Source organism: Pseudomonas sp. GM49 (genome assembly GCF_000282355.1).
Taxonomy (GTDB): domain Bacteria; phylum Pseudomonadota; class Gammaproteobacteria; order Pseudomonadales; family Pseudomonadaceae; genus Aquipseudomonas.
In genome coordinates this window covers 1-18256 of sequence record NZ_AKJL01000301.1, presented here as the reverse complement: position 1 = coordinate 18256, position 18256 = coordinate 1, and the positions used below count along the sequence as shown (strand labels likewise).

Genomic DNA, 18256 nt, shown 5'->3' with positions numbered 1-18256 from the left:
AAAACCAGCCGATGACGCGCAGTCATTGGCTGCTTTTTGTCGCCTGGGGCTTACATCGGCATGACCGCCGACAGGAAAAACACTTCAACGATCGGAACGCATCAACGCCTCGACACCACCGGCCATCGACAACGTTGCCACGCGGTTTCGCCCCGAATGCTTGGCCTGATACAACGCGGCATCCGCCCGCTCAACAAACACGTCCATGCTGTCACGCCCCGATGGCACGAACGAATAGCAACCCAGACTGACCGTCACGTAACCGTTGGGCGAGCCGGTGTGACTGATGTTCTTGTCGATGACGCCGCGGCGGATCTGCTCGGCAATGGTCATGGCGCCGTGGATGTCGGTGTCAGGCAGCAACACCGCAAACTCTTCACCGCCGTAACGCACCGCCAGATCGGCCTTGCGGTGGCAGCAACTCTTCAGTGCACGAGCCACTTCAGCCAGGCAATGATCCCCCATCACATGACCGTAAGTGTCGTTGTAGCGCTTGAAGTAATCGATATCGAGCATGATCAGGCTCAAGGGGCTCGCCTGCCGGGCGCCGCGCCCGAACTCGATGTCCAGCGCCCGTTCGAACAACCGGCGGTTGGCCAGCCCCGTCAGGCTGTCGTGGGTGGCAATCAGCTCCAGCGCTTCCTGGGCCCTGCGCAAATCCGCCTCGACCCGCTCGCCAACACGCACCTGATGAATGAATACCCAACCGAACAACCCCACGCCCAGCAACACCAGGGCAACGATGAGGCTGGAGCGAAACGCCGTGTCGTACCAGCCCGCGAGTATGGATTCCGTGGATGACGCAGCGGCGACCACCAGCGGATACGCCTCCAGCTGGCGGTAGCCGTACAGGCGTGTCACACCATCGATGATCGACGTGAACATCACATTGCCGGAAGTGGCCAGTGGCAGGGACTTCTGGAAAATCTCGCTCTGGGCCAGCGACGCGCCGATCTGCGCCTCTACAAAAGGTCGACGCGCTAACAACGTGCCATCGGTCAGGCCGAGAAACATCGTGCCGTTGTCGTCGAGGCTGAAGCTTTTGAAGAACTGGTCGAAGTACGACATCTTGATGCCGGCCAGCAACACGCCCTGGAAGTGGCCATTCCTGTCGTTGACCCGTTTGGAAATCGGGATGATCCACTCGCCGTTTTCCCGACTGCGGATGGCCGGGCCGATGTGCGCCACCGACGATACGTTCTGCTGGTGATACTTGAAGTACTCGCGATCCGCGACCCCGGCACCCCGGGGCAGGTTTTCAAATGAGGTCACCACCCACTGGCCCTTCTGGTCGAACAGCAGGATGCCGTGCAGTTGATCCAGCGCCAGCACCCTCCGGGCGAAGGTCTGCTGCAAGCGTGGTCGCATGTCCTGACCGAAACCGTCGGCCTGAATCCAGTCCACCAGACTGGTCAGCACCAGGTCGGCCTTCATGAAGGTGTCTTCGGCTTGCTGCGCCATGGCCCGTGTCAGGTTCGAAGACGCCACTTGCGCCAGGCTCAGATCATGGCGACGGGACTGTTCCAGTTGCAGGTAGAGCAAACCGCACAGGCACAGACACACCGTGGCAATGAACAATACCGCGGCCTTGCGCAGCGGTATGCGTTTCAATGCGATGCCAGGGGCGTGGTCCGGGTCGTTAAAGCGAGTGGGCAAAAGTTCATCCTGTCGGGGGGCAAGGCAGGGGGCAACGAGCCATAGCCCTCAGTCTTTGTGGGCCGTAGTTTACGGGGTTATCCAGGATAAATGGGTGGCCACTTGCCCAGCGGCATCACACCTGCCCGCAGTTGCTGCCCGGGCACAACGTCCGCACCCGGCCTGAGCTGCAAACATGATCCAGGGCAAGCGCTGCCTGTGCGTCAACGAGCTACGATTAGACTGACCTCAAACAGGGAATCGACATGAGCAAGGCAGACGAACTCGCCGCAAAATTGAAACAAACACGGCTGACCGGCACGGATCAGGCGATCGATGGCTGGCCGGGTCAGGTCTACGAACTGTATCAACGGATAGAGACCTGGCTGCTGCCCTTGACCGAAGCCGGCCTGGTCCTGAGGCGCAACCCCACCCACGTATACGAGAGCCACCCCAATGGTGACTCTTACGCTTACGCCATCGACCAGTTGGTGATCGTCGGCAACGAGCACAGCATTACCTTCGACCCGGTTGCGCGCTTCACTGCCGATGGCGAGGGGCGGGTCGAGATCCACACCACAGGCAACGAACTCGCCCTGTTGCGCACCGTGGACGAACACGGTGAAACACACTGGTGGCTGCAAACGATCGAGCAGGCCACAGTGCAGCTGGACGCGGTAGCGCTGACGGAAACCGATCTGCTTGCAGTGGTGCAACAAGGGCTGGCGCTCTAGGGGCTGATGCCAGTCTGTTGAGTGTTTGAACACCGTAAACCTTGTGGGAGCGAGCTTGCTCGCGATGACGGCTGGACAGTCACACAATGGGTGTCTGACCGCCCGCCATCGCGAGCAAGCTCGCTCCCACAGTGTCCGGGGCTTAACTGGCAGGCATCAGCCTCTGGAGCATCCGTTTTTAGCTATTTCATTACTGTTGGTTCTGCCCCGTCACCACCAGCGGTATCTCTGCACGACGCAAGTCCAGAGCCGGCAACTTCACAGGCTGACTCAAACCTTGCAGCACCCTGGCATCGTAATCATAAATGTCGGGCTTGAACGTCACCCGCCCGTCATTGCTCAGGTCCACGGTCCAATAGGCCAACAGCACCGGCACTTTCACCGGCAGCAGGATGTTCTCGGTCCTGCCATTGGCCAACTGCTTCTGAATGCCGTCGCTGTTCCAGCGCACCGGATCGTTGAACAACAGCTCGACCAGCTGCAACGGGTTTTCCACACGGATGCAGCCTGAACTGGTGGCCCGAACCGTTTTGGCAAACAGCTCCCGGTGCGGCGTGTCATGCAGGTAAATCGCATAGTCGTTGGGGAAGCGGATCACCACCTGCCCCAGCGAACTGTCGGGCCCGGCATCCTGACGCAGATGGATGCCTCGCGGGTTGCTCCAGTCAACGCTCGACGGATCGAGCACATTGCCTTCGCGATCAATCACGCGAATCCGGTTGGCCTCCAGATAGCCAGGATCGTTCTGGATTTTTGGAATCACGTCCTGCTTGAGGATGGTCGGCGGCACGGTCCAGGTGGGGTTGAACGTGATGTAGGTGATTTCGGCCTGGAACACCGGCGTACTGCGCACCGGTTTACCGACTTGCACCCGCGAACGCCAGATCGGCAGACCGTCGCGGTACATTGCCACCTTGTATCCGGCGATATCGACGATCACGAACGTGCCCTGAAGTTTGTACAACAGCCAGCGGGCACGCTCCATGTTGACCCGCACCTGATCGATCCGTGCCTCGACAGGCACGTTCAGTGCCGCCAGCGTCGCCGCCCCCGCCACGCCATCGGCACCCAGGTATTGCTCGGTCTGATACTTCTTCACCGCGGCAATGACCTTGCCGTCGTAACCGGCCTTTTTCGACTGGTGCGAGTCCAGGTAACCGCCCGCCACCAGACGCGCACGCAATTGTGCCACCGCCACCCCGTCCATGCCGGGCTTGAGCGATTGCCCTTCGGTGACTTTCGGCCAGCCGCCTGCATCACGGACCTGGCGCAACCGGGCCAGGCCCTCACGCAAGTTGCGGTAAATCTCTTCCTGAGGAGGGGCCTCGGCAAAGGCACGCCCCACGTCATGGGCATCGAGGGCGGTGAACAGGCGGTTCATGCCCTCGCGGGCATCGCCACCGGCAGGATCGAAATTCCAGTGAATGTCCAGTCGCGACGGATCGACCTTGCCCCGTCGCAGTTGCAGCAGCGCAGTAATGAACGTGCGGGTCGCCGCCATGTCGAACATCGCCCGTTGCGCCGTGGAAGGCACGGCCGCTACCAGCGATTCATGGGCCTGAGCCAGTTCGGTGATGCGGAAGTCCGCCGGATTCAGGCCGTCGATCCGGGTGTCTTCGAGGCTCTTGAGTAACTGGGCCACATCACGATCATCCGTCCACGCGGCGCGATAGTTACGATGCATATAGAAATCCAGCACCACCCGGCTGACATCCACACGCTGATGGCGCCTGGACGTGAGCAACGGTGGAAATGCCGTTCGCAGCGGCTCCAGCGTCGCCTGAATCGCCTGGCCAACCGCATCGTCGGGCGCCGCGGCATCGATGGTGCTGCTCGCAGCAGATACCGGCTCGATCGGCGAAGTTTGCGCAAGCGCTGCACCACTGATCAGAAAGCCCATAAAAAATATGCGGCTTATGACGAATGACCTTGTTAATTGCACCATGGATAATCCTTAATCTCCCGTTTCAAACAGCCAGCTTCCCGCGCGCTGCTAGACTCGAAATTATCATGATGAGACCCGACTATGGTGCTAAACCGCTTTGGCCTTTTATTTGCCATTTTACTGACGTGCCTTTCAGTAACGTCAGCCTACGCCGATTCGCTTGAAAACGCGCTGGTCAAAGCAGCACCAGGCGCCGACGCCAAAGTGATTGCCCTGGCCGTTCGTGCCACCCAATGCAGCCGTGCCCAAGGCATCGCCCCAGCCCAAAGACTGGCGGTGATCGATTACTCCCTGCCCTCGACCGAACAACGGCTGTGGGTCTTCGACCTTAAACGACGCAAGTTGCTGTTTCACGAACTGGTCGCCCATGGCCGCAACAGCGGTGAAAACATGGCCACGCTGTTCTCCAACCAGAATGAAAGCCACGCCACCAGCCTCGGCCTGTTCCGCACCCAGGAAAGCTACCGCGGCCAGAACGGATACTCTTTACGCATGGAAGGCCTGGAGCCCGGCTTCAACGACAACGCCTATGACCGTGCCATCGTCATTCACGGCGCGCCCTATGTCAGCCCGGTGCTGGCCCGCGCCAATGGCCGCATCGGCCGCAGCCTGGGTTGCCCCGCCGTCAGACCGGCGATTGCCCATCGGCTGATCGATTCGATGAAGGACGGGCAGTTGTTGTTTTCCTACTATCCGGACCAACGCTGGCTGAAGTCGTCTTCCTACATCAACTGCGGCAGCGGCACCGTGGCCTCAAGGGAAAACTCCACTTCACGCCAATAAGCGACGCCCCCACCTGTCAAAACTGTAATCTTCGCCTCAGCCTGCTGAAAGGCACCGCCCGCTAGCCTCGTCGACAAGTTCAACAGGCTGACGGGCGGAACAGACGGCATGCACTCCCACACTTCAAGACGTACCTTCGTCAAAGGCCTGGCCATCGGCGGGCTCTTCGGCGGCCTCGGGTTATGGCGCACGCCCGCCTGGGCGATCAGCAGTCCCGGCGAACCTCAGGTGTTGGCCGGTAATGATTTCGACCTGTTCATCGGCGAATCCCCGGTCAACTTCAGCGGCAGCCCACGCACCGCGATGACCATCAACGGCGGCATCCCCGGCCCGCTGCTGCGCTGGCGCGAAGGCGATACGGTGACGCTGCGGGTGCGCAACAGACTCAAGGACAGCACCTCCATTCACTGGCACGGCATCTTGCTGCCGGCCAACATGGACGGCGTGCCGGGGCTGAGCTTCAAGGGCATCGAGCCGGGCGGCATCTACGTCTACCAGTTCACCGTGCGGCAGAACGGCACCTACTGGTATCACAGCCATTCGGGGTTTCAGGAACAAACCGGCGTCTACGGCCCGCTGGTGATCGACGCCAAAGACCCGGAGCCGTTCCAGTACGACCGCGACTACGTGGTGATGCTCAGCGACTGGACCGACGAAGACCCGGTCGGCCTGATGAAGACGCTGAAAAAACAGTCCGATTACTACAACTTCAACAAACGCACCGTGGGCGATTTCATCCACGACGTCAGCGAAAAAGGCTGGGGGCCGACCGTCGCCGACCGCAAAATGTGGGCCGAGATGAAGATGAACCCCACCGACCTGGCGGACGTCGGCGGCGCCACTTACACCTACCTGTTGAACGGCCAGGCGCCGGACATGAACTGGACCGGGGTGTTCCGCCCGGGGGAAAAACTGCGGCTGCGCTTCATCAACGGCTCGGCCATGACCTACTTCGACGTGCGCATCCCCGGCCTGAAAATGACCGTGGTCGCCGCCGATGGCCTCCACGTCAAACCGGTGAGCGTCGACGAATTTCGCATTGCCGTGGCGGAAACCTTCGATGTCATCGTCGAGCCGACCGAAGCGGCCTACACCCTGTTCGCCCAGGCGATGGATCGCACTGGATACGCACGCGGCACCCTGGCGATGAAGGCGGGACTGGTTGCGCCGCTACCGCCACTGGACCCGCGCCCTCTGGTGACCATGGATGACATGGGCATGGCCGGCATGGACCACGGCAGCATGGCGGGCATGGATCACAGCAACATGGCGATGGGCGACATGCCCGGCATGCAGGCCCATCCGGCCTCGGAAACCGACAACCCGCTGGTGGACATGCAAGCGATGTCCACCTCACCGAAACTCGACGACCCCGGCATGGGCCTGCGCCACAACGGTCGCCGCGTGCTCACCTATGCCGACCTGCGCAGCACCTTCGAAGACCCCGACGGCCGCGAGCCCGGCCGCACCATTGAGCTGCACCTGACGGGCCACATGGAAAAATTCGCTTGGTCGTTCAACGGCGTGAAGTTTTCTGATGCAGAGCCCCTGCGCCTCAAGTACGGCGAGCGGCTGCGGATCGTGCTGGTCAACGACACGATGATGATGCACCCCATCCACCTGCATGGCATGTGGAGCGACCTCGAAGACGAGAACGGCCGGTTCATGGTGCGCAAACACACCATCGACATGCCACCGGGCGCCCGGCGCAGCTATCGGGTCACTGCCGATGCGCTCGGTCGTTGGGCCTATCACTGCCATCTCCTGTACCACATGGAAATGGGCATGTTCCGTGAAGTTCGCGTGGAAGAATGAGGCGCACCCCATGATTCGATTCACCCCGGTTTTTTTAGCACTCGCGACCTCCACGGCGATGGCCGCCAGCGATGACATGCAAGGCATGGATCACAGCCAGATGGACCACGGCCAGATGCAAAGCATGGACGAGGGCCAGATGCAGCCCGCCGCGCCCAGCGAAAGCCGTACGCCGATCCCGCCGCTGACCGATGCCGATCGCGCTGCGGTGTATGTCGATCCCGCCGGTCACCATGTGCACGACAACACGCTCAATTCCTTTTTCCTCGCCGACAAACTGGAATGGCAGGACGCCGATGACGGCAGCACCCTGGCCTGGGACTTGTCCGGTTGGGTCGGCGGTGACATCGATCGCCTGTGGCTGCGCTCCGAAGGCGAACGCACCAACGGCGTGACCGAGGACGCGGAAATCCAGGCCCTGTGGGGCCACGCGATTTCCCCGTGGTGGGACGTCGTCAGCGGTGTGCGCCAGGACTTCAAACCCGGCGCCCCGCAAACCTGGGCCACGTTCGGCGTGCAAGGCATGGCGCTGTACAACTTCGAGGCCCAAGCCACGGCCTTCATCGGCGAAGGCGGCCAGAGCGCCGTTCGGCTGGAAGGTGACTACGACATCCTGCTGACCAATCAGCTGATCCTGCAGCCGACCGTCGAACTCAACGCCTACGGCAAAAACGACCCGCAACGGGGCATCGGCGCGGGGCTGTCCAACACCGAAGCCGGCCTGCGCCTGCGCTACGAAATCCGCCGGGAATTCTCGCCCTACCTCGGCGTGACCTGGAACCGCACCTACGGCAACAGCGCCGACTACGCCAACGACGAAGGCGAGGACCGCAGCGAAACCCGCCTTGTGCTCGGTATTCGGATGTGGTTCTGAACAGACTCACCCAAAACCAACAACAACCGCTTCGAGCGGTAAAGGACCTTGCATGCGCATCATCAAACCCACTGCTGTCGCAATAGCGTTGCTCAGCGGCCTGCTTGTTAGCACCCTCGCTCAAGCACACCCCAAACTACTCTCCTCCACCCCGGCGCAAGGCGTAGAAGGTGCATCACCCGACAAGATCGAACTGCACTTTTCCGAAAACCTCGTCACCCAGTTTTCCGGCGCAAAACTGCTGATGACCGAAATGTCCGGCATGGCCCACGCCCCGATGCCGGTCAAGGCCAAAGTCAGCGGCGGCAGTGATCCGAAGACCATGTTCATCATTCCGACAGCGCCCTTGACTGCTGGCACCTACAAAGTCGAATGGCGCGCGGTGTCGTCGGATACCCACCCGATCACCGGCAACGTCACCTTCAAAGTGAAATGATCGATGAGCGACTCGGCCAACGTCGTGCTGCGGTTTGTGTTGTATGTGGATTTGATGCTGTTGTTTGGCGTGGCGCTGTTCGGGCTTTACAGCTTCAAAGGACAGGAACGGCTATCCGGGACGGTACTGCCCTTTCGCCGATTGTTAACGGGACCAGCCGTACTCGGCGCGCTGCTGTCCATCGCGGGCATGGTGCTGATGGCCAGCACCATGAGCGGTGAATCAGACGTTGCCGAGTTGCGTCCTCACCTCGAGATGATGCTGTTCGAGACAGACGTCGGGTTGGCCTGGGCTGTGCGGATGATTGCATTAGCGGTCGCGGGTTTGGCGTTGTTGCTCAACTCACGATCACCCGGCGTCAGCCTGGTGATCGCCGCCACTGCCAGCGGCATCGCCCTCACCAGCCTGGCCTGGAGCGGGCATGGCACCATGGACGAAGGCAGTCGCCGTTTCTGGCACTTCACGGCGGACATCCTGCACCTGCTGGCGGCAGGCGCCTGGCTTGGCGCGTTGCTTGCGTTTGCCTTGATGGCGCAAATCCGGGTCCTGCAAACCGAAACACACATACGCTTGCTGGCCCGCGCTGTTGAGCGATTCGAGCTTGTCGGTGCGCTGATCGTTGTGATCATCGCCTTGACGGGCGTGGTGAACTACCTGTTCATCGTCGGGCCGAAGCTCGATGAGGTTTTACTCGGCCATTACGGAATTCTGCTGGCGATCAAAGTGCTACTGTTTGCCGGAATGCTGGTGTTGGCGGCGCTGAACCGCTTTCATCTTGGCCCCTTGCTGGAGCGGTCATTGCGAGAGGGCCAATATGGCGCGGCGGCTAACGCACTTCGGCGCAGTGTGGTGCTGGAAATGGCCGCTGCGGTATTGATTGTGGGATTGGTGGCGTGGTTGGGGACATTGAGTCCGGAAGTGGAAATGAGCAATCTTTAGGGGGCGTTGATTTTTCACACTGGTGAAAGTTTCACTACACTCCCCCTTCAAAACCACTCCAGCACAAAAGCCCGATAACAATGACGAAAATCAACAGAGCAATGATGCTCGGCGGCTTGCTAGCACTCTCCCTTGGCGCCCAGGCAGAACCTTCGCACCTGGACAGCGTCATGCAACAGGGACAACTGCGCGTTTGCACCACCGGCGACTACAAGCCCTACACCCTCAAAGCCGAGGACGGCGAGCATTCCGGCATCGACATCGCCATGGCCCGCGCCTTGGCCGACAGCCTTGGCGTCAAGGTCGAGTGGGTGCCCACCACCTGGAAAACCCTGATGCCCGACATGCTCGCCGGCAAGTGCGACATCGCCATGGGCGGCATCTCGGTCACCCTGGAGCGGCAGAAAAAAGCCTTCTTCAGCAGCATTCTGGACGTCGACGGCAAAATCCCGCTGGTGCGTTGCGAAGACCAGGCGCTGTACCAGACCATCGAACAGATCAACCAGCCATCGGTTCGCCTTATCGAACCTGCCGGCGGCACCAACGAAGCGTTCGTTCACGCCCACCTGCCCAAGGCGCAATTGCAACTGCACGACAACGTGAGCATCTTTCAGGAACTGCTGGATAAAAAAGCCGACGTGATGATCACCGACGCCTCGGAGGCGCTGTATCAGCAGAAGCTCAAGCCGGGCCTGTGCGCGGTCAACCCCACGCACTACCTGCAATACGGCGAAAAAGCCTACCTGCTACCCCGCGACGACATCACCTGGAAGCTGTACGTCGATCAGTGGCTGCATTTGGCCAAGGCGACGGGCAACTACCAGAGGATTCTGCGGCAATGGCTGGCGGTACCTGACGCCAAGTAACGGCTGATTTTTTCTCACAAAAAAAGGGCACTCCCAAAGGAGCGCCCTTTTTCATTGCGGACCGCGTATCAATCGTCGTGCAGCAAACCTGAACCGTATTCGCCAAAACTATTGCCGAGCGCGCTGCCATGGAAATTCATCTTGTCGGGTTTGCTGTTGGTCGGCCCCGGACCAAAGCCGGCCGGCTGCACCGAGTCGGTCGAATAATCGCTATGGGTGCTCACACCCGAACAGGCGCTCAACAACAAAGCACCGGCCATCAACGAAACTTTGACGAGGTTTGCGATCATTTTTTTATTCCTGTGGGTTGAGGCGCGGGGACATGACCTTTGGCGGTCATCCTATGCCTCACTTCAACGACACATCATGAAACTTTTCGGCAAGTCAGCGTTGGTTCAGGAACCGTGCGCACCTGGCGATACCTCACCCCCACTGCCTTGCGGATCGACATTGTCCAATGCTCGATTCACCAACAACTCCCCCACCACCGCCAGTTGCTGAATCGACAGCGCCAAACTGCGGGTTGAACCTTCGAGCTTGCAAGCCAGGTCAGTGGTCAAGACGTTCAACGATGCAAGGGTCTCGCAGGCGTGACACAGGAGCGTTTCAGTGTCGACGTTGGGAAGAATGGTGAACACATGGCAGACGGGGTCGGCGTGATTCGGGTTTCGCAGACGTTTACTGACAACCTGCTGAGAGTCAGCGGATAGTTGAGCAAGATCGAGAGAATCGGAAGCCGTTGCGGTTTCCGGAGGATCAGGCGTTATCTTTTTCATCGTTTTCGTTCCTAGAATTAACCAAAGGAACTGCCAGCATCACTTCCACATGATGGGGTGGCAGCTGTGCACGGGTGTGGAAGACCAGGGATCTAGGAACCCGGCGCACCTGAAGGTGCCCCGCGCACAGCCGCCATAATTTAACAGCAGACATGAAAAAAGCGCCTGCTTAAATTTAGGTGGCGCCCTGTGCGCCTAGATCTTGTGAAGGGCTTCCACACCCTTGTCGCTGACTTTGCAGCGACGGCAGAAGGTTATCTGGATGATTGCGTGGCAGGCAATATGGGCGATGGGGACGCGAGTTGCGGGAAATTTCTGACATTTTCGCGCTTCTTTCAACAAGGCGCCCATCTCTTGGCTAACCACCGTCCGACTCGCCCAAGCCCCACAATCCCAATCCTGATAAACTCCCCACCTCCCAGCCTCACCGATCCCAGATCCCCCATGTCCGCAACCAACGCCACACCCGCCCCGCTCTCCCGCCGTTTCTCCGTCGCACCGATGATGGATTGGACCGACCGCCACTGCCGCTTCTTCCTGCGCCTGCTGTCGAAAAACGCGCTGCTCTACACCGAAATGGTCACCACTGGCGCGCTTCTCAACGGTGACCACGACCGTTTCCTGCGTCACAACGAAGCCGAACACCCGCTCGCCCTGCAACTCGGTGGCAGTGTTCCTCTGGACCTGGCTGCTTGCGCGCGGATGGCGCAGGAGCATGGTTACGACGAGGTGAACCTGAATGTCGGCTGCCCGAGTGATCGGGTGCAGAACAATATGATCGGCGCGTGCCTGATGGGGCATCCGCAGTTGGTGGCCGATTGTGTGAAGGCGATGCGCGATGCGGTGTCGATTCCGGTGACGGTCAAGCATCGGATCGGGATCAACGGGCGGGACAGTTACGAAGAGTTGTGTGATTTCGTCGACACCGTGCGGGATGCCGGGTGCACCAGTTTTACCGTACACGCGCGGATTGCCATTCTGGAGGGGTTGTCGCCAAAGGAGAACCGGGACATTCCGCCTCTGCGCTATGACGTGGCGGCGAGGTTGAAGGCGGACTTTCCTGAGCTGGAGATCATTCTCAACGGCGGGATCAAGACGCTGGAGGCATGCCATGAGCATTTGCAGACGTTCGATGGCGTGATGCTGGGCCGTGAGGCTTATCACAACCCTTATGTGATGGCTGAAGTGGATCAACAGCTGTTTGGCAGCACGGCGCCGGTGATCAGCCGGGCTGAGGCGCTGGCGCAGTTGCGGCCTTACATCGCGGCGCATATCGATGCCGGTGGTTCCATGCACCACATCACCCGCCACGTACTGGGCCTGGGCACAGGATTTCCGGGGGCGCGCAAGTTCCGGCAGCTGTTGTCGGTGGATATTCACAAGGCGAAAGATCCGTTGGCGTTGCTGGATCAGGCGGCGGCGCTGCTCGAAGGGCGTTAACGGTCGGTCTCGTTGAACCTGTGAGGCGTTTCGGCATCGTATTCTTCGATACCGCGCCCCACCTTTCAAACATCCGTTTTCAGGTTGTTGCCACAGGGGGCATTGATACACATACACGCCCTTGAGTGGCTGTCAGCGCTCGGGTAATGTCATAAGACCCAAAGGACAGAGCACGCCCATGACTTCCAAGCTGGAACAACTCAAACAAATGACCACCGTGGTTGCCGACACCGGCGACTTCGAAGCTATCGCTCGCGTTAAACCGGTGGACGCCACCACCAACCCTTCCCTGCTGCTCAAGGCCGCGGCCATTCCTGCGTATGCCGGGCTGCTGAACGCCAGCGTCAACGATTGCAAGGGCGATGTGGGCCTGGCCAGCGACCGTTTTGGCGTGGCCGTGGGGCAAGAAATCCTGAAGGTGATTCCGGGCCGTATTTCCACCGAAGTGGATGCGCGCCTGTCGTTCGACACTGACGCCATGTTGAAGCGTGCGCATCGCCTGATCGAGCTGTACGACAAGGCCGGTATTGGCCGCGACCGCGTGCTGATCAAGATCTCATCCACCTGGGAAGGCATCCGCGCTGCCGAAATCCTGGAAAAGGAAGGCATCCAGACCAACCTGACCCTGCTGTTCTCCTTCGCCCAGGCAGCCGCCTGTGCCGACGCCGGGGTGTTCCTGATTTCGCCGTTCGTGGGTCGTATCTACGACTGGTACAAGAAAGCCAACGGCAACGACTACACCGGCGCGGACGATCCGGGCGTGCAGTCGGTGACGCGCATCTACAACTACTACAAAGCCAATGACTACAAGACCGTGGTCATGGGGGCGAGCTTCCGCAATCTGGGCCAGATCGAGCAACTGGCCGGCTGCGACCGCCTGACCATCAGCCCGGACCTGATCGACAAGCTGGCAGCGGATACCGGCAAGCTTGAGCGCAAACTGGCGCCTGGCCATGCCGGTGAAGCGCGCCTGAGCCTCAACGAGTCGCAGTTCCGTTGGCAGTCCAACGAAGATGCGATGGCGACCGAGAAACTGGCTGAAGGCATTCGTCAGTTCGCGCGGGATCAGGAGAAGCTTGAGGCGTTGTTGCAGGCCAAGCTGTGATCTGAGTGGGTGTAATGCAAAAAGGGCGAACCTTGGTGGGTTCGCCCTTTTTTGTCAGTAATCTCGCACTCACAGGGATTGTGGGTTGAAATCGAATCGTGCGTTCAGCGCAAAACCAATGTGGGAGCGGCGGTGCGGCGATCCGACTTGCTCGCGAAGGCGTCAATCCGTTCACTGCGATGTTGAATGCGAGGCCGTCTTCGCGAGCAAGTCGGATCGCTGCACCGCCGCTCCCACAGTGGATTGTGGTGAATGGCGAATCTGTGTTTAACCAGACAAGACAGCATCACCTCAAGGGATCAGTGTCGCTCCAGCGCATTCACCAGGTCATGGAAGGCTTCACGATTGGTGTCGTTCAGGCCCATGAGGATCTTGTGCGCTTCGAGCACTTTGATCCGCACCACTTCTTCGGACTGATCCTGGTCTGGGAGGTCGTCCAGGCATTCCGGGCACGGTACAGGCTGGTCAACGATGTTGAACACCTGCTCGAAGCCCATGGACTGCAGCAGCCGCGTGATGTCTTCGTGGGTGGTGACGACGGTCGGCAGCAGGCCGACCTTCTGCCGCGACAGGATCGACAGCTTGGCCAGCAGGCCAAGTGTAGTGCTGTCGATACTGCGGGTTTCGGTCAGATCGATCACGATCGTGTTGAAATTCAACGCGCTGAAGATCCGCTCAATAGTCGCATCCAACGCCGAACACAGGGTCAGGCGAACTTCACCGACGAACTTCAGGACGAAGGTGCCATCCTGCTCGGCGAACTGGATTCTACCGGTACTCATCAAAGATTCCTGCTCAACACCAACAGGGCGATATCATCCGGCATCTCCCCTAGCGTGGCCAATCCAAAAACCTGCCGCAACCCATCCAGGGTGCCGCCCGCAGCCTTGACCCGTTGGGGCAATGCCGCCTCTTTTTCTTTGAGTGTGGGTTCTGGCAAAAGGTCCAGAATGCCATCGGACATCAGCGTCAGGCTGAAGGTCGGCGGCAGTTCCAGTACGTGATCTTCATAGGTGGCTTCGTTGAAGAGGCCCACCGGCAGACCACGCCCGTCCAGATAACGAACACTGTCTGGCGTGTACAACACAGGCAACGGCAAATGACCGCCGATGCTATAGGTCAACAAACCGGTCTCCTCGTCGATGACTCCACCGACCATTGTGACGTGTTTACCCAGCTTACAACTGATCAGGCCCCGGTTGATATGACCAAGAACCTCTGAAGGCTTGAACTCAGGCAAGGTGCCGCTGCGCCTGGATTCGAACAGCAAGCGCGTGGTCATGAACTTCAACAGCACGGTGACGAAGGCTGAAGAGGCGCCATGACCGGAAACGTCCGCCAGGTAAAAGGCTATCCGGCGCTCGTCGACCCGGAAGTAGTCGACGAAATCACCCGACAGGTACAGCGACGGGATGATCTGGTGAGCAAATTTCAACTCGTCGATGGTCCAGGGGCTGACCGGCAGCATGTTCATCTGCACCTGGCGACCGGCGTTCTGGTCCTCCTGGAGCAGGTTCAGGCTGGCGGCGAGCTCGCGGTTGGCCTTTTCCAGCTTCTCGCGGTAACGCTGGTTCTCCAGCAGCAGACGCGCGCGATCCAGGGCCCGGCGCACAGAGTGCTCGAGCACAGCCAGATCTTCGAGAGGCTTGATCAGGTAGTCCGCCGCGCCCAGGCGAAGGGCTTCGACCGCGTCGTTCATCACGCCCGCACCCGACACCACGATCACCGGCGTTTGCGGCGACAGTTCGGTCACCTGGCGAATGAGTTCGAGTCCGCCCATCTGCGGCATGCGCAGATCGCAGATAACCAAGTCGGGCTTGTCTTGCTCGAATACCTGAAGACCCTGCTGACCATTGCTGGCCTGCAAGACGCTGAAACCACTGTCTTCCAAATAGGCGGCGAGGCTCGCGCGCACTACTTCGTCATCATCGATTATCAGCAGCGTGGCACTGGTTTTTGGCATGTGGGCAAACGGCGCCAGAATTAGGTTGGCGTAGCAGGCGGGGACTTTGGCCCGGCGCTGACTACTGGATTCGCTTTCTAGCCTCTCTGTCGCACCGCTTTCGGGCATTTGCCCTACACACATGTACACCAGAGGTGCCCTTCTAAGGCGCAGACGGTACTCCCATCCGCGGGGCGTTTCAAGCTCACGCCGATGGTCGCTTGACGTCTTTATTTGTCAAATCACAGAGAGTTATAAGAACAGGCAAATCCGTAACCCAATGGAAGGATCGATTCCATGAGTCAAACCGGTCGGGACTACAGCGAAAAGCGCGATTTCATCCGCATGCGGGGCTTCGCAGACAAAAAAGGCGGCCTTGATGGCCGCCTTCTCAATTTACCGGTCGACGTTAAAAATCGTCTTCGACCTGACCGTCCTTCACCTTGAACTCACGGTTCTGCAAGTACGCATTACGAATGAAGGTGTACTTGTCGCCGGTGATCAGCTTCTCGCTCGACAGCAGGTTGGCCCGGGTATCGATGATGTCCAGGGCGTAGAACGAGTTACGCACCGGAACGTCGTTTACATAACGATAAGCGCCGGTGTAGCTGTCGACGTACTTGGACGGAGCATCACGCAAGGTGCTTGGCCCCAGCAGAGGCAGCATCACATAAGGGCCGCTGCCGACACCCCAGTAACCCAGCGTCTGACCGAAGTCTTCGTCATTGCGCTGCAGGCCCATTTTGGTGCCGACATCAATGACGCCCAGCAAGCCGAAGGTGGTGTTGAAAATGATCCGCGCGGTATCAACGCCTGCGGCGCGAGGTTTGGCCTGCAGGATATCGTTGGCCAGGTTGCGCACATCGCCGATGTTCCGGAAGAAGTTGTGAACACCGTCTTCGACAAACTGCGGCGTCACGTACCGGTAGCCCTGGGCCACGGGCTTCAGCGCGTAGGTGTCGATCACGTCGTTGAACTTGTAGATCGGGCGGTTGACGCTTTCCCAAGGATCCTCTTCCGTGGCTGCCTGGGCAACGAACGGAACCAGCAACACACTGGCGCATACACAAATCCTGGCTAGATGATTGCTCCAGCGCATAGAAAAAAAACTCCTTGGTTTGTACTGGCTCGGGCGCCTGGCCCGGGCAATAAGTTGGCAAGTATAAGTCGTAAACGCCATTTAAGGCACTTTGCACGTAATCCACACCGAAGCAATCGTGCCAAATGTGAGCGATTCACATCCATGTCACTCAACTGTCACCGTCGCCCGCTAGCCTTCAGGCTATTTCAGGGACGTCCACATGCCGCTCGCCGAAGCCTTGCCCCAAGCTGCACCCAGCCTGACCGCCGTACTGTTCGGCCTCAGTGGCTGTCTGGTGGATTTCGGCGCCCACACGCACCGGCACGGCAGCCATTTGGCTGAACACGCCGAGGCCACACCCGGCGCACTGGATAGCCTGCGCAGCTTGCAGCGCCAGCAAATCCCCTGCGCCTGGCTCGACGAACTGCCCCCGGCCCTCAGCCAATCCCTGGCCGCGGCGCTGCCGGAATGGATCAAACCTTCGCAACATTCAGCAACAAACAATCCATGGCCCGCCCCGAACGCCTGCTGGCAAGCCTTGATGACCCTGAACGTCGAGCGACTCGACGGCTGCGTACTGGTGAGCGGCGAACCTCGCCTGCTGCAATCGGGGCTCAATGCCGGATTGTGGACCATCGGTCTGGCGTCCTGCGGCTCGCTGTGCGGGATGACGCCCCGGCAATGGCAAGCGTTGACCCCGCAGGAGCGCGACATCAAACGCGCCAAGGCGACGATGCAACTGTTCGGTCTGGGCGTGCATTCGGTGATCGATCACCTCGGTGAACTCGACACCTGCCTGGCCGATATCAGCCTGCGTCGACTCAAGGGCGAAAAGCCCTGACTGAGATCATGCAGGTTGCTCGCGAGTGGATTAATCTAAAGGTCAGCCATCGACCTTTGGTGCGCCGCCATGGTCTATGCCAGTGCCTATCGATAGAAGGAAGAACGCCATGCCTGCCCGCGAACTGCAAGAACAGCTCAATGCCCTGCGCGAGCAATTGGACCAGAATCCTCCGTTGTCTGAAGAAGAACGCGCCGAACTGTACGAACTCATGCAGCAGATTGAATTGAAGCTTGAGCTTGAAACCAAAACCCAGGACTCCAGCCTCGCCGACGGGGTAAACCTGGCCGTTGAGCGCTTTGAACTCGAACATCCGACACTTGCCGGCACCCTGCGCAACATCGGGCTGGCCTTGGCCAACATGGGGATCTGAACCCCGCCAGATGCAAAAAGCCCTGCTAGCGATAGCGGGGCTTTTTCATTTCTACGACTGACAATGCAAATCCCCTGTGGGAGCGGGCTTGCTCGCGAAAGAGGTGGGTCAGTCAACATCATCGTTGAATGTGAAGCAGCCTTCGTCGGAACGCCGCCCGGAGCAAGCCCGCTCCCACATTAAAGCTTTACTGGCGGACCAGGCGGTGGTTCGGCAGTTGAACGGTTTCAGTACTGCGATACGGGTTGATATCCAGTCCGCCACGACGCACATAACGCGCATACACCGTCAGTTTCTCCGGCTTGAGCAACCGCTGCAGGTCGAGAAAGATCCGCTCCACGCACTGTTCATGGAAGTCCGAATGCTGACGGAAGCTGACGATGTACTCGAGCAGGCTCGCGTGATCCAGCGCCGCGCCGCGGTACTCCACCACCACGCTGCCCCAGTCCGGCTGGCTGGTGACCGGGCAGTTGGACTTGAGCAAATGACTGTGCACGCTCTCCTCGACAATGCGCGAATCATCGCAACGCAGCAGTTCCGGCCGTGGATGCTCGTAATTGCTGACGCTGATATCCAGTTCATCGATGCACACGCCCGGCAAGGCCACGACGCCTTCGCTCTCGACCTCCTGGAGACTGCGAATGCGCACGCCCACCGGCTTGCCGGCAGCC

General features: G+C 59.7%; 18 protein-coding genes and 1 pseudogene. 11 read left to right on the top strand and 8 right to left on the bottom strand.

The genetic code is table 11. The annotated features are described in order from the left end of the window. Positions 1 to 84: 84 nt before the first annotated feature. Entirely contained in the window at positions 85 to 1656 is a 1572-nt protein-coding gene (locus tag PMI29_RS02960; protein WP_008003439.1) for a sensor domain-containing diguanylate cyclase, read from the bottom strand. A gap of 245 nt (positions 1657 to 1901) precedes the next feature. Here PMI29_RS02960 and PMI29_RS02965 point away from each other — a divergent pair, with 245 nt between their 5' ends. After that, positions 1902 to 2369 carry a hypothetical protein gene (locus PMI29_RS02965; protein WP_008003437.1) on the top strand — a complete coding sequence of 156 codons (468 nt, stop codon included), beginning with the start codon at positions 1902 to 1904 and terminating at the stop codon, positions 2367 to 2369. Positions 2370 to 2559: 190 nt separating this feature from the next. Here the strand turns inward: PMI29_RS02965 and PMI29_RS02970 are convergent, their stop codons facing one another. Next, on the bottom strand, positions 2560 to 4314 hold the full coding sequence (locus PMI29_RS02970; protein WP_008003435.1) for a L,D-transpeptidase family protein: 1755 nt from the start codon (positions 4312 to 4314) through the stop codon (positions 2560 to 2562). Positions 4315 to 4395: 81 nt separating this feature from the next. Between PMI29_RS02970 and PMI29_RS02975 the strand changes: the two genes are divergently transcribed. The 6 genes from PMI29_RS02975 (at position 4396) to PMI29_RS03000 (ending at position 10027) form a co-directional block, all read left to right on the top strand. Continuing rightward, positions 4396 to 5097 (top strand): murein L,D-transpeptidase catalytic domain family protein, encoded by a 702-nt coding sequence (locus PMI29_RS02975; protein ID WP_008003429.1) that lies wholly within the window; start codon positions 4396 to 4398, stop codon positions 5095 to 5097. 108 nt (positions 5098 to 5205) lie between these two features. Beyond that, the gene (locus tag PMI29_RS02980; protein WP_008003428.1) at positions 5206 to 6912 is read left to right on the top strand and encodes a copper resistance system multicopper oxidase; all 1707 of its coding nucleotides are present in this window, start codon (positions 5206 to 5208) and stop codon (positions 6910 to 6912) included. 10 nt (positions 6913 to 6922) lie between these two features. After that, positions 6923 to 7786 carry a copper resistance protein B gene (locus PMI29_RS02985; protein ID WP_008003427.1) on the top strand — a complete coding sequence of 288 codons (864 nt, stop codon included), beginning with the start codon at positions 6923 to 6925 and terminating at the stop codon, positions 7784 to 7786. Between the two features lie 52 nt (positions 7787 to 7838). Further along, positions 7839 to 8222 (top strand): copper homeostasis periplasmic binding protein CopC, encoded by a 384-nt coding sequence (copC, locus tag PMI29_RS02990; RefSeq protein WP_008003426.1) that lies wholly within the window; start codon positions 7839 to 7841, stop codon positions 8220 to 8222. Positions 8223 to 8225: 3 nt separating this feature from the next. Continuing rightward, positions 8226 to 9161, top strand: coding sequence for a copper homeostasis membrane protein CopD (gene copD, locus PMI29_RS02995; RefSeq protein WP_008003425.1), 936 nt, complete (start codon positions 8226 to 8228; stop codon positions 9159 to 9161). Positions 9162 to 9265: 104 nt separating this feature from the next. Then, positions 9266 to 10027, top strand: a complete 762-nt coding sequence (locus PMI29_RS03000) for a transporter substrate-binding domain-containing protein (protein WP_008003424.1) — start codon at positions 9266 to 9268, stop codon at positions 10025 to 10027. A 68-nt stretch (positions 10028 to 10095) separates the two neighbouring features. Here PMI29_RS03000 and PMI29_RS03005 read toward each other — a convergent pair whose 3' ends face one another. Then, on the bottom strand, positions 10096 to 10317 hold the full coding sequence (locus tag PMI29_RS03005; RefSeq protein ID WP_008003422.1) for a hypothetical protein: 222 nt from the start codon (positions 10315 to 10317) through the stop codon (positions 10096 to 10098). Between the two features lie 105 nt (positions 10318 to 10422). Continuing rightward, the gene (locus tag PMI29_RS03010) at positions 10423 to 10803 is read right to left on the bottom strand and encodes a DUF6124 family protein (protein WP_008003421.1); all 381 of its coding nucleotides are present in this window, start codon (positions 10801 to 10803) and stop codon (positions 10423 to 10425) included. A 444-nt stretch (positions 10804 to 11247) separates the two neighbouring features. Here PMI29_RS03010 and dusA point away from each other — a divergent pair, with 444 nt between their 5' ends. Both dusA and tal read left to right on the top strand, forming a co-directional pair. Beyond that, the gene (gene dusA / locus PMI29_RS03015; protein ID WP_008003420.1) at positions 11248 to 12243 is read left to right on the top strand and encodes a tRNA dihydrouridine(20/20a) synthase DusA; all 996 of its coding nucleotides are present in this window, start codon (positions 11248 to 11250) and stop codon (positions 12241 to 12243) included. A gap of 178 nt (positions 12244 to 12421) precedes the next feature. Next, positions 12422 to 13348: a transaldolase gene (tal, locus tag PMI29_RS03020; RefSeq protein ID WP_008003419.1), complete on the top strand. Its 927-nt coding sequence runs from the start codon at positions 12422 to 12424 to the stop codon at positions 13346 to 13348. Positions 13349 to 13647: 299 nt separating this feature from the next. Here tal and rssC read toward each other — a convergent pair whose 3' ends face one another. The 3 genes from rssC to PMI29_RS03035 all read right to left on the bottom strand — a co-directional run bounded on the left by rssC (position 13648) and on the right by PMI29_RS03035 (position 16389). After that, complete coding sequence (gene rssC, locus PMI29_RS03025; RefSeq protein ID WP_008003418.1) at positions 13648 to 14130, bottom strand: anti-sigma factor antagonist RssC; 483 nt, start codon at positions 14128 to 14130, stop codon at positions 13648 to 13650. Beyond that, positions 14130 to 15311 carry a two-component system response regulator RssB gene (rssB, locus tag PMI29_RS03030; RefSeq protein ID WP_033052723.1) on the bottom strand — a complete coding sequence of 394 codons (1182 nt, stop codon included), beginning with the start codon at positions 15309 to 15311 and terminating at the stop codon, positions 14130 to 14132. Before rssB ends, rssC begins: the two co-directional genes overlap by 1 nt. A 388-nt stretch (positions 15312 to 15699) precedes the next feature. Continuing rightward, a complete protein-coding gene (locus PMI29_RS03035; protein ID WP_008003407.1) occupies positions 15700 to 16389 on the bottom strand; it encodes an MlaA family lipoprotein in 690 nt (229 codons plus the stop codon). 202 nt (positions 16390 to 16591) lie between these two features. Here PMI29_RS03035 and PMI29_RS03040 point away from each other — a divergent pair, with 202 nt between their 5' ends. Both PMI29_RS03040 and PMI29_RS03045 read left to right on the top strand, forming a co-directional pair. Further along, positions 16592 to 17212, top strand: coding sequence for a hypothetical protein (locus tag PMI29_RS03040; protein ID WP_008003405.1), 621 nt, complete (start codon positions 16592 to 16594; stop codon positions 17210 to 17212). Between the two features lie 109 nt (positions 17213 to 17321). After that, entirely contained in the window at positions 17322 to 17585 is a 264-nt protein-coding gene (locus tag PMI29_RS03045; RefSeq protein WP_008003404.1) for a DUF4404 family protein, read from the top strand. Positions 17586 to 17772: 187 nt separating this feature from the next. Here the strand turns inward: PMI29_RS03045 and PMI29_RS03050 are convergent. Then, positions 17773 to 18256: pseudogene (locus tag PMI29_RS03050) on the bottom strand (7-cyano-7-deazaguanine reductase); the annotation flags it as partial.